This is a genomic window from Streptomyces sp. CB09001, assembly GCF_003369795.1.
Classification (GTDB): Bacteria; Actinomycetota; Actinomycetes; order Streptomycetales; family Streptomycetaceae; genus Streptomyces.
In genome coordinates, this window is record NZ_CP026730.1 from 5,836,067 (window position 1) to 5,851,291 (window position 15,225).

Annotated in this window: 15 protein-coding genes and 1 pseudogene; 8 read left to right on the forward strand and 8 right to left on the reverse strand. The window is 68.5% G+C overall.

Annotated features, from left to right (window positions below; all coding sequences use genetic code 11):
* Positions 1-201: 201 nt before the first annotated feature.
* Positions 202-393: a DUF397 domain-containing protein gene (locus tag C4J65_RS27165; protein WP_115744744.1), complete on the reverse strand. Its 192-nt coding sequence runs from the start codon at positions 391-393 to the stop codon at positions 202-204.
* Positions 390-1,277: pseudogene (locus C4J65_RS27170) on the reverse strand (helix-turn-helix transcriptional regulator). Before C4J65_RS27170 ends, C4J65_RS27165 begins: the two are co-directional and overlap by 4 nt.
* Before the next feature lie 206 nt (positions 1,278-1,483).
* Between C4J65_RS27170 and C4J65_RS27175 the strand changes: the two are divergent.
* Positions 1,484-1,924: an ATP-binding protein gene (locus tag C4J65_RS27175; RefSeq protein ID WP_115746653.1), complete on the forward strand. Its 441-nt coding sequence runs from the start codon at positions 1,484-1,486 to the stop codon at positions 1,922-1,924.
* 53 nt (positions 1,925-1,977) lie between these two features.
* Here the strand turns inward: C4J65_RS27175 and C4J65_RS36845 are convergent, their stop codons facing one another.
* The 4 genes from C4J65_RS36845 to C4J65_RS36855 form a co-directional block, all read right to left on the reverse strand.
* Entirely contained in the window at positions 1,978-2,409 is a 432-nt protein-coding gene (locus C4J65_RS36845) for a phospholipase D-like domain-containing protein (protein ID WP_240330528.1), read from the reverse strand.
* Positions 2,406-3,095: an AAA domain-containing protein gene (locus C4J65_RS36850; protein WP_240330529.1), complete on the reverse strand. Its 690-nt coding sequence runs from the start codon at positions 3,093-3,095 to the stop codon at positions 2,406-2,408. Before C4J65_RS36850 ends, C4J65_RS36845 begins: the two co-directional genes overlap by 4 nt.
* A gap of 70 nt (positions 3,096-3,165) precedes the next feature.
* A complete protein-coding gene (locus C4J65_RS27185) occupies positions 3,166-3,810 on the reverse strand; it encodes a hypothetical protein (protein ID WP_115744745.1) in 645 nt (214 codons plus the stop codon).
* 44 nt (positions 3,811-3,854) lie between these two features.
* Positions 3,855-3,992 (reverse strand): hypothetical protein, encoded by a 138-nt coding sequence (locus tag C4J65_RS36855; RefSeq protein ID WP_240330530.1) that lies wholly within the window; start codon positions 3,990-3,992, stop codon positions 3,855-3,857.
* A gap of 523 nt (positions 3,993-4,515) precedes the next feature.
* Between C4J65_RS36855 and C4J65_RS27195 the strand changes: the two genes are divergently transcribed.
* The 4 genes from C4J65_RS27195 (at position 4,516) to C4J65_RS27210 (ending at position 7,397) form a co-directional block, all read left to right on the forward strand.
* Positions 4,516-4,884 (forward strand): hypothetical protein, encoded by a 369-nt coding sequence (locus tag C4J65_RS27195; RefSeq protein WP_115744746.1) that lies wholly within the window; start codon positions 4,516-4,518, stop codon positions 4,882-4,884.
* Between the two features lie 76 nt (positions 4,885-4,960).
* Positions 4,961-5,911: a hypothetical protein gene (locus C4J65_RS27200; protein ID WP_115744747.1), complete on the forward strand. Its 951-nt coding sequence runs from the start codon at positions 4,961-4,963 to the stop codon at positions 5,909-5,911.
* A 198-nt stretch (positions 5,912-6,109) separates the two neighbouring features.
* On the forward strand, positions 6,110-6,796 hold the full coding sequence (lepB, locus tag C4J65_RS27205) for a signal peptidase I (RefSeq protein WP_240330531.1): 687 nt from the start codon (positions 6,110-6,112) through the stop codon (positions 6,794-6,796).
* Between the two features lie 166 nt (positions 6,797-6,962).
* Entirely contained in the window at positions 6,963-7,397 is a 435-nt protein-coding gene (locus C4J65_RS27210) for a hypothetical protein (RefSeq protein ID WP_115744749.1), read from the forward strand.
* 71 nt (positions 7,398-7,468) lie between these two features.
* Here the strand turns inward: C4J65_RS27210 and C4J65_RS27215 are convergent, their stop codons facing one another.
* On the reverse strand, positions 7,469-8,998 hold the full coding sequence (locus C4J65_RS27215; protein ID WP_115744750.1) for a UDP-N-acetylglucosamine 1-carboxyvinyltransferase: 1,530 nt from the start codon (positions 8,996-8,998) through the stop codon (positions 7,469-7,471).
* A gap of 344 nt (positions 8,999-9,342) precedes the next feature.
* Here C4J65_RS27215 and acnA point away from each other — a divergent pair, with 344 nt between their 5' ends.
* Positions 9,343-12,057, forward strand: coding sequence for an aconitate hydratase AcnA (gene acnA, locus C4J65_RS27220; protein ID WP_115744751.1), 2,715 nt, complete (start codon positions 9,343-9,345; stop codon positions 12,055-12,057).
* Between the two features lie 86 nt (positions 12,058-12,143).
* Here the strand turns inward: acnA and C4J65_RS27225 are convergent, their stop codons facing one another.
* Complete coding sequence (locus C4J65_RS27225) at positions 12,144-13,139, reverse strand: acetylxylan esterase (protein ID WP_115744752.1); 996 nt, start codon at positions 13,137-13,139, stop codon at positions 12,144-12,146.
* 273 nt (positions 13,140-13,412) lie between these two features.
* On the opposite strand from C4J65_RS27225, the gene C4J65_RS27230 reads away from it, so the two are divergent.
* Positions 13,413-14,333 (forward strand): ABC transporter permease subunit, encoded by a 921-nt coding sequence (locus C4J65_RS27230; RefSeq protein ID WP_115744753.1) that lies wholly within the window; start codon positions 13,413-13,415, stop codon positions 14,331-14,333.
* Complete coding sequence (locus tag C4J65_RS27235) at positions 14,327-15,208, forward strand: carbohydrate ABC transporter permease (RefSeq protein WP_115744754.1); 882 nt, start codon at positions 14,327-14,329, stop codon at positions 15,206-15,208. The genes C4J65_RS27230 and C4J65_RS27235 overlap by 7 nt, the downstream gene beginning before the upstream one ends.
* Positions 15,209-15,225: the final 17 nt, after the last annotated feature.

Below are 15,225 nucleotides of genomic sequence, written 5' to 3' on the forward strand. Positions count from 1 at the left end.
GGCTTGCCCAAACGACACGGGACGGCTGGACTTCCGACGAGAACCAGCTCCGCAGGCATCAAGTCGGTGTGGACGAGCAGAAGGCGTGGTGTTCGGTGCGGAAGACGCGTGGCCGCAAGGCGGCGGCGAAGCAGCCCCCACGGGACGTCGAGTAGCGGTAGAGGCGGGTGGGGCAGCGGCGCGCGCTGCCCCACCGGAAGTTCAGACGCGCGAGTCGGCCGCCAGTGTCGTGAACGCCGACCATGCATCGCCGGACACGGCCAGCGCCTGCCTGTCCGTGTCCTTCGAGTCCCGGACGAGAACGGCCTCGGTGCGCATGGTGACCTCGACGCAGTTGTCACCCTCGCTTCCGCTGTAGCTGCTCTTGAACCAGTCCTGTTGAGTGGTGCTCATCGCGCTCCTCGCATCTGTTCCAGCAGGCTCACTGTGGCCCTGCAATCATGGGCCTGCGCACGGAGCTTGCCATAGCGTTGGAGCAGAACACTTACATCCTTGGGCGCGCTGATCAGGTTGCTCGACCTCTGGCCTTCGGTGTAGCCGAGCCAACGATGGTCAGGTGTCTCGGCCAGGTACATGTGGCCATCGACTCCGCAGTGATCTTCTTGACGAAGCGGCATGAGTTGGATTTCGACGTTACGCACACGGCCCATGCTCAGCAGGTGGTCGATGACAGCCGTCGTCACCTGGCTTCCGCCGAGACCTCGTTCCAGCACGGCCTGTTCGATGACGAAGCTGAACGCAGTGTTGGGTCTCTGCATGATGATCTGCTGCCGATCGAGGCGGGCGACAACCTCGCGGTCGAGTTGTTCCTCCGTGACAGGAGGCAGCCTGCGGTCGAAGACAGCCCTGATGTACGGCTCAGGCTGCAACAACCCCGGAATCGCCCGGCACTCGTACGCTTACAGCGAGATCGCTTCCTCCTCGATCCCTGCCCACTGCCGGAACCACGACGCCAACCCCGCCTTCCGTGTCAGGCTCTTCGCAGCCGCCCTCAGCACGCGTCCCGCGACGGCCCCCAGTGCCTGCTCCGACCGCTCCAGCAGGTCCCGTGGCGGGAACCGTTTCCCCTGTTCGATCTTGGCGACGTAGGCGACCGAGTACTGCACCAGCGGCGCGAACTGCTCCTGCGTCAGGCGGGCTTCCTCCCGCAGGGCCTTGAGGACCGCGCCGAACGTCTTGAGGCTGTCGGAGAGTTCCGGCTCGCAGCTACCAGCCCCGTTCCCGCCCCCACCCTGCCCGGCGTTCCCGCCCGCCCCGCCGCCGTTGCCCGTCGTCATCGCAGCCGCCTTCCCCTGTGCCGCCGGGGCACTCGTGCCGCGCCCGGCTGCTCGCCGTACCGTCTGCCGTACGCGCTGCGCCACGTTCGGCACATCCATCGTCACGTACAGCGACCGACCCGGTCCAGTGGGTCGACCAGTACAACGGGATCTGTATCGGCGCCGGACCTGCCGACGGCACGTCACTTCTCGGCAGCGTGGCCGCCATGTCGATCCCCCGCACTCAGAGCCCCACCCCGGCCCATACATTCACCCAGCGCTTCTCCGCAACCCGCCGGGGCGCCCGCCTCGCCCGGCTGATCGCCGCGCACCAACTCACCGAGTGGGGCCACCCGCACGGCACCGCGGCACACGACACCGTCGTCCTCGTCGTTGCCGAACTCGCGGCGAACGCGGTCCTCCACGGCCGCGTCCCCGGGCGGGACTTCGCCCTGTCTCTGTCCCACGACGAGGACCGGGGCGTCATCCGGGTCGAGGTGACCGACACCCACCCCGCCCAGCCGACGCGGCGGACCCCCGGTACGGATGAGAACGGCGGTCGAGGTCTGCTCCTCGTCGATGCGCTCGCCGCCGACTGGGGTGTACGCGACCGCCTCGGCCCCGGCAAGACGGTCTGGGCCGAGTGCGGAACAGCTCCCCGGACCTGACAGGCACCGGATCGGCCACCGTGGTCGACTGAACCCGCCGAAGCGCGCATACCTCAACTTCTGCTCCTGCCCATCCTGATGTCCTGGTTCCAGGCGTCGCTCCGGCCGTTCCGCCCCGTCTTGCAGACCGTGTCGTAGCAGCGCCAGAACCAGACCCCGTTCCTGCGGCGGCGCTGCTCGATGCTCGTGCCGCCACAGCGGGCGCACTTGGGCGGGCGGGAGAACAGCTCGGCGTGCTCGTGCTCCAGGAGCTTGCGGGCGAAGCGGCCGCCGCGGATCGTCACCATGACCTCACGGGTCCACGACTGGGACAGGGTGTTGAGGCTGCCGAGCATCACCGCCCGCTCGTCGATCACCGCGATCTTCTGGTGCATGACGTTGACGGGAACCACCGTGTGGACGACGGCCCGAAGGTCCGCGATGAGACTCTGGTTGCCCGGGCGGGCCTGGAGCTGGTCCGTGTCGTCGCGGATGAACACGCTCACGCGCACACCGCGACCGGCCGCCTCGCGCAGCAGCGGCAGGATGCCGCGCGCACGCGCGTCCTCGTGCGGTGGAGTGATGAGGTGCCCGGCCGCAATCGCCGTACGCCCGGCGTGCCGACCAGCGCGGCCAGGTGGGAGAAAACCGTGCCCTGCTTCGCGGAGCCGATGCGCTCCCGGCTGCCGATGACGTACAGGCGGGTCTGAACACGGGTGGCCGCCACGGTGAACAGGCGCACGCCGCTGCGCGCCCAGTCCGACGCGCCCGGCTCCCGGTGGTCCAGCGACATCCACAGTTCCTTGCCGTCGGCGCCCTCGACCGTGTCGAAGACGACCACGGGGAACTCCCGGCCCTGGAAGCGGTGCGCTGTGCCCACCTCCGCGAGCGGGCCGCCGCCGCTCTCCACGTCCCGCAGCGCCTCCAGGGTCGCCTCCGCCTGGACGCCGTAGGGGGTGACGATGCCGGTGTCATCAACCCTTGCGCGGTGGTACTCCACCAGCGCCCTGGCGATCAGGGACCCGGCGGACCACCAGCCGCTGCGGCTTCCGGTCAGGTGGGGGCTGGCCAGTTCGTGCAGTCCGTCGGTGTCGACGACGACGATCTCCGGGTCGTCGGGGGGCCGCGGTGGCGCGATCTGCTTGCCGCCCCGCAGCATTCCCCCGTACGCCGGTGAGTTCGCCAGGCCCATCACCGCCGGGCCGAAGCGGTGCTGCTCGGTCAGCCCGATGCGACTGACCGCTCGGGCGGCGATGACCGCATTACCGGCCGACGACGCGAGTCGCCAGCCGCCGACGCACCCAGGCGGCGAAATCGTCCCCCGGACCAGCTGGCTGCACGTCGGTCAGCAGCGCTTCCGTCTCACTAACCGGTGCGTCATCGACTCGCAGCAAGATCTCCAGGCGGGTCAGCGGCACCAGTCGCACGACCGGCATGGTCGGATGGCGACACTCGTGCAGGAGATTGGTTCGGTCGAGCAGGTGGATCATTTGCGGGATCGCTTCGTCGCGCAACGCACTTGCCAGCGCCTCGCCGCAGAGGTGTCGGTTGTCCTCGCGCAGAGCCCAGCGTGAGCGAAGCCGCCCCTCGATGTTGGGCATATGTGCTGCCTGCGGTGGTGGAATCACGTCGCCGGCGACAACTGCCTCCCCGAAGGCGCGGGGAGCCCCCACCTCGCCGCCGGCCCAGTGCTGTCGATTGATCCACTCCCAGTAGAGAGCCGGCACAATGCGGTATCCCACGTCGAACACAGCGGCGTCCGGGTCGACGTAGTGACGTGCGAACCCGAGAACAGCCTGATCACCACTGTCCGAGATGAAGCGGAAGGTGCGGCCGGACCGCATGAACCCGGCCGGTCGCATCACTGGGGCCACATACTTGCTGACCAGCGAGTCCAGCGGTCTCATCAGTCTCACTTCCTCGTCTACACGCCCGCAACTCGATACGTGCCCTAGAACTCGACCGCGCTGCCGTCGACGCCGGCCTCACGCTCCCGCACCACAACGGGCGGACCGAAGGCGTCAACACCCGCACCAAACGGATCATGAGGCAGATGCACGGACGGGCTGACTTCGCCCTCCTCCGCCACCGTATCCTCCTGCACTGACCGCCACCCTTCGTCACCACTGATTACGGGACAGAGCCGCTGGTTTGACAGACCCTCTGGGCCGAGTGCGGAACAGCTCCCCGGACCTGAAGTACGAGATCGGCCGCCTCCTTGTGCCACTGACAGTGGGTGTCGTCCAGGTTTCGCCCGTGGCACGCCCAGAGGTCCTGGTGTCAGAGTCGGGTCCGCGTTGGTGCCGCGAAGAAGCAATATGCCGATGAGAGGCTGATCGCCGCACTGCTCATGCAGGAGGAGCCGTTGTACACGGCGTGGCCTGGACTATCCCGAGACCTGGCGAAGACTTCGGTTTCGGCACGGGGTATGTGGAGTGATCCTCCTATTGGCAAACACCCGAGTGTCGGGCCCGTGCAGATGAAGTCTGAGACTGCCCGACAGGTTCGTCCACAGCTCCACGGCTTGGCACTACAAGGATGGTGCGTCACTCAGGTGTCGAATTCTGCTGGGATAGCCTCGGCGGAACACTCCTCGTGGGAGAGATCACATTATGGACACAGCCACTCTCGCGACGCGTGGTCCTGGCGGCTGTTCGGTCTTCGGCCTAGCCCTGACCGCGGCCGCCCTCACCACCGTGTGCTGGGGTCTCACCGCGCTGCTGTCCGAGAACTTCGGGAACGACTGCCTTTTCTACTTCGGTGACACCGAGCCGCGCGCCGACCACTGTTACCTGGTCAACGACCGGGCGGAGGTTTGGCTGCCCCGATCGGTGTCCGCCGCGTGGGCCGCTGCCGTACTGGTTCTCTGCCTGCCGCGCCGGTTTCCCCCGGCTCGGCGTGTCGCCGCCGGCGTCTCCGTTGCTTGCCTGATCGTCGCCGCAGCGCTCGGGGGGCACGCCGTGGCTGTCTCCGGCCCATGACGGGCTACTGGAGCAGGCGCCCGATGCCGTCGGGCAACTACAAGAAGCCGAACGAGAGTCGAGCAGAGTGAAACGCATGAATCATCTCGACGTCGTCCGACTACTCGGCTTCGACGCCTCGGCGCGACCGGAGGACGAGTGCGGTCAGGTCGTTCCCGGGGACTTCGAGTTCCTGGTCCGGGCCGTACCGGCCGGGGTCTTCGCAGGGTCCGTGCTGCTCGAACGACCCGACGCTGTCCCCGTACGCTCCCTTGAGGAGTTCATCCGGCCCACCTCCATGCGCATCGGGGACATGGAGCTGTCGCTTCGCAGCCGCGACCAGCGGCTGTGGCTGCCGCTCCACCCGGAATCCGGCGGCATGGTGCCGTGGGGGCGCAGTGCAACCGACGGCGTGCTGCTGTGGGACACCACCGCAGACTGGACGACCGTCGTCACGGACGACGACTTCCAGTTGTGGCTCGACCTTCCCTTCTCTGCCTCCGAGTTCGTGGGGCGGGCGCTGCTCGGACGTCCCGAGGGGGTTCCCGCGTTCGAGAGCATCGAGGAATACGAATCCGGTTCGTTCTGGAGGGTCGCCGACGACATGCGGGCGACGGCCACGGCGCTGTCGAACCCGGACATCGGCGCGGTGGAGGAGCTCGTCGCCCGGATCCGGAACATCGGTGTTCCGGGCATCCGGCAGTACGCGCGGGAACTCGTCGACGGGGCCGCGGAGAACACGAAGACGCCGGATCTCGTGTTCCCGGAGGACTACCTGGCAGTCATGCGGGAGTTCCCCGGCGGGGTGATTGCCGGAACGCGCGTGTTTCCCGTCGCCGAGGCCGCCTGGCTGACCGAGGAACCGGTGTTCCGGCAGTGGGGCGAACTGGAGGGCAGGGCTTTCGGCTGGCTCGCCCTGACAGCCGACCCGCAGGAGTGGCGCGTCGCCTGCATCGAGCCAGGGGGCACCTCGCTCACCCACCTGGAGGAGCAGACCTTCGCCTCGTTCCTACGACGCCGACTGCGGGGCGACGACTCACTGTTCTGAGCTGCTCTTGCTTTCACGCAGTAAGGGGCGGTGCTGTTGAGGCTCTCCGTCGACTGGGAGCCGATCGAAGGGCGGCACCTTCAGTGAGAGAGCCGTCTACTTTTCGGGCTTCGGGCTTCGGGCCCGTACGCCTTCGACTTTCGAGCCGGGCCGCTCGGTTCCCGGCAGTTGAGCAGAGACAGACAGGGAGGGACGTTCGTGCAGTCGCAACGTGCGGGCCGCGGACTCAGGGTCGCCGCCTGGGTGCTGATTCCGCTGGGGCTGATGCTGTTGCTCGGAGCCGGCGTCGGGATGACGCGAACCGGTGTCCTGGACCGGGAGCGGATCACCGTCGCGGGCGACGCGATGCGGCCCACTTATCGTCCGGGCGAGGAGTTGACCGTTGAGAGCATTGACGAAGCCGGGATACGTCGCGGCGATGTCGTCCTCGTCCGTGTGCCGGGGCGGTACGGGGGCGCGCCGGTTCTGCGACGGGTGATCGGTCTGGGCGGTGACCATGTGGAGTCCCGTGACGGTACGCGGGTCGCGGTGAACGGCAAGGAGCTCGACGAGCCGTATGTGCTGCGCGACAAGTTCGGTCTGCCTGGCCCCCGGTACGACGTGACCGTGCCGGAGGGTCGGCTGTTCCTCCTCGGTGATCACCGGGCCAACGCGAACGACTCGCGTTACTTCCTGGGTGAACGGTCGGGGAGCGTTGCGGCCTCCGACGTACGCGGCCGGGTCCGGGACGAGTCGGCCGCGTCACTGTGGCCACTGGCCCTGGGAGCCTTCGGAGCCCTGCTGACCCTGGTCGGGGTCGGGCTGGGCAGCGGGGGCTACTTGGTCGGGCGGCGCCCCCGGAGCGCGGATGCGGCGGTGACACCGTGGTCCGGCCCATACGCGTAACTCCGCCCGACGCGCAGCGGTCGAGAAGGTTGTACGGGAAGCCGTGCGAACTCGTGTGGGATTACGCACGTCCAGAAGCCGTGATGGCTGCGAGTGGGCCTGCGCTTGGTCCTGTGGAGGGCGTATGGACGTTTTCCGCATGACCGGGTGGAGGGGGAGCGGTCCTATGGGTGATGTGGGCGAACGCGTGCCGTGCGCGGAGGAGATGCGGAGTACGGCCGCGGCCTTCGTGGGACGTGTCACCGCGCGGAACAGGCTTCCACTGGACTACTCGGTGGCCAGCCTCCGCGTCGTCGACTTCCTTGTCGACGGGCTGCGCAAGAACGGAGTGGAAGAGGTGAGGGTGCGCGAAGCGCTGTTCGGCCTCGGAGCCTACGTCGGAGAGGTCCTGGTCCGACGGGCCGGCGCGACGTGGATCGACTTCGAGGCCGACCAACGGTCCTACTTCGGGGAGCCGACCGGGGTACGCATGCCGGACGGCCGGGTGTGGAACCCCTTGGGCAAGGTCCGGAACTGCTTCGCGGTGGGAAGCTCCCAGGAATCCCTCCGCACGTTCTACCTGACCCTGCATGGCAGGGCTCGGCGGCGGTCAGTGGCCTGACCGGCGGAATCCCCTCCTGGCCGCACACGTGCGGTTCAGGAGGGGATTCGCGTTGCCTTTTCCCCTAGCTCTCAGATGTCCCGGAAGATCTCGATCTGCGCCCCGATCGAGTTCAGCCGCTCCGCCAGGTCCTCGTAACCGCGGTTGATGACGTACACGTTGCGCAGTACCGACGTGCCCTCGGCGGCCATCATCGCGAGGAGGACGACCACGGCGGGGCGCAGGGCCGGCGGGCACATCATCTCGGCGGCGCGCCAGCGGGTGGGGCCCTCGACCAGGACGCGGTGGGGGTCCAGGAGCTGAAGGCGGCCGCCGAGGCGGTTCAGGTCCGTGAGGTAGATGGCGCGGTTGTCGTAGACCCAGTCGTGGATGAGGGTCTGGCCCTGGGCCGAGGCGGCGATGGCCGCGAAGAAGGGGACGTTGTCGATGTTGAGGCCGGGGAAGGGCATCGGGTGGATCTTGTCGATCGGCGCCTCCAGCTTCGACGGCCGGACGGTCAGGTCCACCAACCGCGTGCGGCCGTTGTCGGCGAAGTACTCCGGGGTGCGGTCGTGGTCGAGGCCCATCTCCTCCAGGACCGCCAGCTCGATCTCCAGGAACTCGATCGGGACCCGGCGCACCGTCAGCTCCGACTCCGTGACCACGGCGGCGGCCAGCAGGCTCATCGCCTCTACCGGGTCCTCGGAGGGGGAGTAGTCCACGTCGGCGTCGATGACCGGCATGCCGTGCACGGTGAGGGTGGTGGTGCCGATGCCCTCCACCCGGACGCCCAGGGCCTCCAGGAAGAAGCACAGGTCCTGGACCATGTAGTTGGAGGAGGCGTTGCGGATGACGGTGACACCGTCGTGGCGGGCGGCGGCCAGGAGGGCGTTCTCCGTCACCGTGTCGCCGCGCTCGGTCAGGACGATCGGGCGGTCCGGGCGGACGGTGCGGTCGACCACCGCGTGGTAGTGGCCCTCGGTCGCGGCGACATCCAGGCCGAAGCGGCGCAGCGCGATCATGTGCGGCTCGATGGTCCGGGTGCCGAGGTCGCAGCCACCGGCGTAGGGCAGCCGGAAGCGCTCCATGCGGTGCAGCAGCGGGCCGAGGAACATGATGATGGAGCGGGTGCGGACGGCCGCCTCGGCGTCGATGGCCTCCATGTCCAGCTCGGACGGCGGCACGATCTCCAGGTCGGTGCCGTCGTTGATCCAGCGGGTGCGCACGCCGATGGAGTTGAGCACCTCCAGGAGGCGGTAGACCTCCTCGATGCGGGCGACCCGGCGCAGTACGGTGCGCCCCTTGTTGAGCAGCGAGGCGCACAGCAGGGCCACGCAGGCGTTCTTGCTGGTCTTGACGTCGATGGCGCCGGACAGGCGACGGCCGCCGACCACGCGCAGGTGCATCGGACCCGCGTAGCCCAGGGAGACGATTTCGCTGTCCAGCGCTTCGCCGATCCGGGCGATCATCTCAAGGCTGATGTTCTGATTGCCGCGTTCGATGCGGTTGACGGCGCTCTGGCTGGTGTTGAGCGCCTCCGCGAGCTGTGACTGCGTCCAGCCGCGGTGCTGCCGGGCGTCACGGATGAGTCGGCCGATGCGTACGAGGTAGTCGTCTGCCATGAGGTTGAGGCTATCTCAGATATGAGATCGCACCTCTCGGGGGGTCCGTTCGGGTGACACGGTGTCAAAGCCGCGCGCATCGGATGCCTCCGGGTGGCGTAGCGGCGGCCGTGCGGGTCACCCGGGACGGGGTGGACGCCACACGGCGCCCGGACATGACCGGGCCGCCCCCATGTACTAGAGTTATCTCGACATCGAGATATCTGCCGAGGCGCACCGCAGCCGCGCGCCGCTTCCGGGTCTGAAGGTAAGGGTTACCTAACTTAGCCTTACCTTAGCGGATCGGCCAACAGGGCGTGGCGGCAGGATGCGGTGGTACGCGCACATAAATGAAGGAGACTGTCGTGTCGGCGAACAGCTTCGACGCCCGCAGCACACTGCAGGTGGGCGACGAGTCGTACGAGATCTTCCGGCTGGACAAGGTCGAGGGCTCCGCGCGCCTTCCCTACAGCCTGAAGGTGCTGCTGGAGAACCTGCTCCGCACCGAGGACGGCGCGAACATCACCGCCGACCACATCCGTGCCCTCGGCGGCTGGGACTCGCAGGCCCAGCCGTCGCAGGAGATCCAGTTCACGCCGGCCCGCGTGATCATGCAGGACTTCACCGGCGTGCCCTGTGTCGTCGACCTCGCCACCATGCGTGAGGCCGTCAAGGAGCTGGGCGGCGACGCGGCCAAGATCAACCCGCTGGCGCCGGCCGAGCTGGTCATCGACCACTCCGTCATCGCCGACAAGTTCGGCACCAACGACGCCTTCAAGCAGAACGTCGACCTGGAGTACGGCCGCAACAAGGAGCGCTACCAGTTCCTGCGCTGGGGCCAGACCGCCTTCGACGAGTTCAAGGTCGTCCCGCCCGGTACCGGCATCGTGCACCAGGTGAACATCGAGCACCTGGCCCGCGTCGTCATGACCCGCGACGGCAAGGCCTACCCCGACACCCTGGTCGGCACCGACTCGCACACCACCATGGTCAACGGCCTCGGCGTCCTCGGCTGGGGCGTCGGCGGCATCGAGGCCGAAGCCGCGATGCTCGGCCAGCCGGTCTCCATGCTGATCCCGCGGGTCGTCGGCTTCAAGCTCACCGGCGAGCTGACCCCCGGCACCACCGCCACCGACCTGGTGCTCACGATCACCGAGATGCTGCGCAAGCACGGCGTCGTCGGCAAGTTCGTCGAGTTCTACGGCGAGGGCGTGGCCGCCACCAGCCTCGCCAACCGCGCCACCATCGGCAACATGTCGCCGGAGTTCGGCTCCACCGCCGCGATCTTCCCGGTCGACGACGAGACGCTGAACTACATGCGCCTGACCGGCCGCTCCGAGCAGCAGGTCGCGCTCGTCGAGGCGTACGCCAAGCAGCAGGGCCTCTGGCTGGACCCGAAGGCCGAGCCGGACTTCTCCGAGAAGCTCGAGCTGGACCTCGCCACGGTCGTCCCCTCCATCGCCGGCCCGAAGCGCCCGCAGGACCGCATCGTCCTCGCGAACGCCGCCCAGCAGTTCAAGTCGGACGTCCTCAACTACGTGGACGTCGTGGACGAGGCGGGCAAGGAGTCCTTCCCGGCCTCCGACTCCCCGGCCGTCACCAACGGCGCCCCGTCCAACCCGGTCCCGGTCACCGCCCCCGACGGCACGACCTACGAGCTGGACCACGGCGCGGTGACGGTCGCGGCCATCACCTCCTGCACCAACACCTCCAACCCGTACGTCATGGTCGCCGCCGCCCTGGTGGCCAAGAAGGCGGTGGAGAAGGGCCTGACCCGCAAGCCGTGGGTCAAGACCACCCTCGCCCCGGGCTCCAAGGTCGTCACCGACTACTTCGAGAAGGCGGGCCTGACCCCCTACCTCGACAAGGTCGGCTTCAACCTGGTCGGCTACGGCTGCACCACCTGCATCGGCAACTCCGGCCCGCTGCCGGACGAGGTCTCCAAGGCCGTCAACGACCACGACCTCGCCGTCACCTCGGTGCTCTCCGGCAACCGCAACTTCGAGGGCCGGATCAACCCCGACGTCAAGATGAACTACCTGGCGTCCCCGCCGCTGGTCGTCGCCTACGCGCTCGCGGGCTCCATGAAGGTGGACATCACCAAGGACGCCCTGGGCGCCGACCAGGACGGCAACCCGGTCTTCCTCAAGGACATCTGGCCCTCCGAGGCCGAGGTCAACGACGTCGTCGCCAACACCATCGGCGAGGACATGTTCTCCAAGTCCTACAGCGACGTCTTCGCGGGCGACGCCCAGTGGCAGGCGCTGCCGATCCCGACCGGCGACACCTTCGAGTGGGACGCCGAGTCCACCTACGTGCGCAAGCCCCCGTACTTCGAGGGCATGGGCATGGAGCCGGCCCCGGTCGAGGACATCTCCGGCGCCCGGGTGCTCGCCAAGCTCGGCGACTCGGTGACGACGGACCACATCTCGCCCGCCGGTGCGATCAAGGCCGACACCCCGGCCGGCAAGTACCTGACGGAGCACGGCGTCGAGCGCCGCGACTTCAACAGCTACGGCTCGCGCCGCGGCAACCACGAGATCATGATCCGCGGCACCTTCGCCAACATCCGCCTGCGCAACCAGATCGCGCCGGGCACCGAGGGCGGCTACACCCGCGACTTCACCCAGGCGGACGGGCCGGTGTCGTTCATCTACGACGCCTCCCGCAACTACATCGAGCAGGGCACCCCGCTCGTCGTCCTGGCCGGCAAGGAGTACGGCTCCGGCTCGTCCCGCGACTGGGCCGCCAAGGGCACCGCGCTCCTCGGCGTCAAGGCCGTCGTCGCCGAGTCCTACGAGCGCATCCACCGCTCGAACCTCATCGGCATGGGCGTCCTGCCGCTGCAGTTCCCGGAGGGCCAGACCGCCGAGTCCCTCGGCCTGACCGGTGAGGAGACCTTCTCCGTCTCCGGGGTGACCGAGCTGAACGACGGCACCACCCCGCGTACGGTGAAGGTCACCACCGACACCGGCGTCGAGTTCGACGCGGTCGTCCGCATCGACACCCCCGGCGAGGCGGACTACTACCGCAACGGCGGCATCCTGCAGTACGTGCTGCGCAGCCTGATCCGCAAGTAGCAGCCGGCCTGCCGCACAAGCGGGCGGCGGCGCACGAAGGGCCAAGGGCCGCATCCCCGGTGGACGGGGGTGCGGCCCTCGCCGCGTCACGGGGCCGGTACCACGGCGGCCAGCCACTCCAACTGGTGCCGCACGTGCACCGCGTCCCCGCCCTCGTGCCCGTTGAACGGGTACGCGTGGATCTCCTTGCGGGGCTCGGCCCCGGACAGCTCCGCGTACCGGTTGAAGGCTGCGTACGCCCCGCTCGGCGGGCACACCGTGTCGCGCAGCCCCACGCCGAAGTGGGCCGGCGCCTGCGCCCGACGGGCGAAGGAGACGCCCTCCAGGTAGGCGAGGGTGCGGTACGCGGCGCTCTCGGCGCCGCGGTGCACCGAGAGGTAGGCGGCGATCTCGCCGTAGGGTCCCGCGTCCGTGAGGTCCAGTGAGCGGCGGATGCCGCACAGCAGCGGCGCCGAGACCAGTACCGCCGCCAGGTCCGGCACCAGCCCCGCGACGGCCAGCGCGAGTCCGCCGCCCTGACTGTTGCCGACGGCCGCGACGCGCTCCGCGTCCACGCCGGGCAGCATCCGCACCGCGGCGACCGCGCTGACCGCGTCCGTGATCAGGCGGCGGTAGTGGTGGTCGTGCGGGTCGAGCAGTCCCCGTACCGCCGGTCCGGGACCGCCGGGCGCGTCCGCGTGCGGGTCGGGGGTGGCGCCGCCGCAGCCGTACTGGTCGCCCTGGCCCCGGTTGTCCATCAGCAGATGCGCGTACCCCGCGGCCACCCAGGTGAGCCGTTCGTGGGGGAGTCCGCGTCCGCGCCCGTACCCGGCGTACTCGACGACCGCGGGCCGGGGCCGGTCGCCGGTCCCGGCGGGTGTGCTGAACCAGGCGCGCACCGGGTCGCCCCCGAAGCCCCGGAAGGTCACGTCCCAGGTCCGGGTCAGCCGCAGTCCGTTGTCCACCGGGTGTGCCGACACCACCGGTCCGCCGGACGGTGATCCGGCGAGGGTCTCGCGCCAGAAGGCGTCGAAGTCCTCGGGCTCGTCGGGGGCCGGACGATGGTGCGCCAACTCCGTCGGCGGCAGGTCGAAGGCGGGCACGACGGCACCTCGCAGCGGGTTCGGGGACGACCGGGACGACCGATCGTTGCGGTGTCGGTCCAGAAAGGTGCGACCGACCGTAACAGTTATGTGCGGCCCTTCCCAGAGTGTCGGTCGTCGGTCGTCCGCTGCCCCACGACGCGGTGTGAGCTCCAAAAGCCCGCCCTGTACCGGCCATTGACAGCGCTTTCCCCGTGCCTCTAAGTTGCCGCGAAGTTACCGGTGAGCGACCGAAACTTTCGGTTGTCTGCACCCCACGGGGAGGCCTGAAGCATGAGCACCTCCACCACACCGCCCGGCTGGCGGCGTGCGCTGCGCCGCGACTGGCAGCTCTACTCGCTGGCCCTGCTGCCGTTGCTGTTCTTCCTGGTCTTCCGCTATCTGCCGATGATCGGCAACGTGATCGCGTTCCGCCGCTTCGAACCCGGCGGATCGATCCTGGGGGAGCAGTGGGTCGGGCTGCGCTACGTGGAGATGTTCCTCAGCGACCCCACCTTCTGGCAGGTCTTCCGCAACACCCTCTGGATCGGCGGCCTCACCCTCGTCTTCTGCTTCCCCATCCCCATCGTGCTCGCGCTGCTCCTCAACGAGGTGCGCACCCGGGCGCTCAAACGGTTCGTGCAGTCGGTGTCGTACCTGCCGCACTTCCTGTCGATCGTGATCGTCGCCGGCATCACCCTGCAGATGCTCGCCACCGACGGCCCCGTCAACCACGTGCTCGGCCGGTTCGGCCAGGACCCGGTCCGGTTCATCCAGGAACCCGAGTGGTTCCGCACCATCTACGTGGGCTCGGAGATCTGGCAGACCGCCGGCTGGGGCACCATCCTCTACCTGACCGCGCTCACCACGATCGACGACGACCTCTACGAGGCGGCCCGCATCGACGGCGCGAACCGCTGGCGGCAGATCTGGCACGTCACCCTGCCCGGCATCCGGCCCACCATGATCACGCTGCTGATCCTCAACATCGGCACGTTCCTGGCGGTCGGCTTCGAGAAGATCCTGCTCCTCTACAACCCGCTCACCTACGAGACGGGTGACGTGATCTCCACCTACCTCTACCGCACCGGCGTCGAGTCCAACAGCTTCAGCTACGCCGCCGCCATCGGCCTGTTCGAGGCGGTCATCGGCCTGGTGCTGATCACCACGGCCAACCTGCTCTCGCGCCGCACGGTGGGGACCAGCCTGTGGTGAACGTCGACCGGCCCACCCGCGGCTACCGCGTCTTCCAGGGCGTCAACGGGCTGATCCTCACCGGCGTCGTGGTCGTCACGCTCTACCCCTTCCTCAACATCGTCGCCCGCTCCTTCAGCGGGGAGCGCCAGATCCGGGCCGGTGAGGTGACGCTGTGGCCCAAGGGCTTCAACCTCACCACGTACGAGATCGTCTTCCAGGACGGCACCTTCTGGCGCAACTACGGCAACACCGTCTTCTACACGGTCGTCTCCACCGCCGTCGCCATGGTCCTGACGGCCTGCTACGCCTACGTGCTGTCCAAGAAGCACCTCAAGGGGCGCGGAGTCCTCGTCGGCATCGCCGTGTTCACCATGTTCTTCTCCGGCGGGCTCATCCCCACCTACGTGCTGATCACCAGCCTCGACCTCAAGAACACCGTGTGGGCGCTGGCCCTCCCGAACGCGATCAGTGTCTTCAACCTGCTGGTGATGAAGGCCTTCTTCGAGAGCCTGCCGGACGAACTGGAGGAGGCCGCCCAGATCGACGGCCTGAACACCTACGGCATCCTCCTCAGAATCGTGCTGCCGCTGTCCAAGGCGGTCGTCGCGACCATGGTGCTGTTCTACTCGGTGTCCTTCTGGAACTCCTGGTTCGGCGCCTTCCTCTACATGGACCGCATCGAGCTGATGCCGGTCACGGTCTATCTGCGCAACCTCATCGCGGGCGCCACCGGGGGCACCGCGGCGGGCGCCGGGACCGAGCAGCTCACCCAGGTCGCGGCCAACATCCAGGCCGTCACCATCGTGCTCACCGCCCTGCCCATCCTCTGCGTGTACCCGTTCGTCCAGCGCTACTTCGTGTCGGGCGTGATGCTCGGCGCCGTCAAGGGCTGAGTCCCAGCCACACCGAG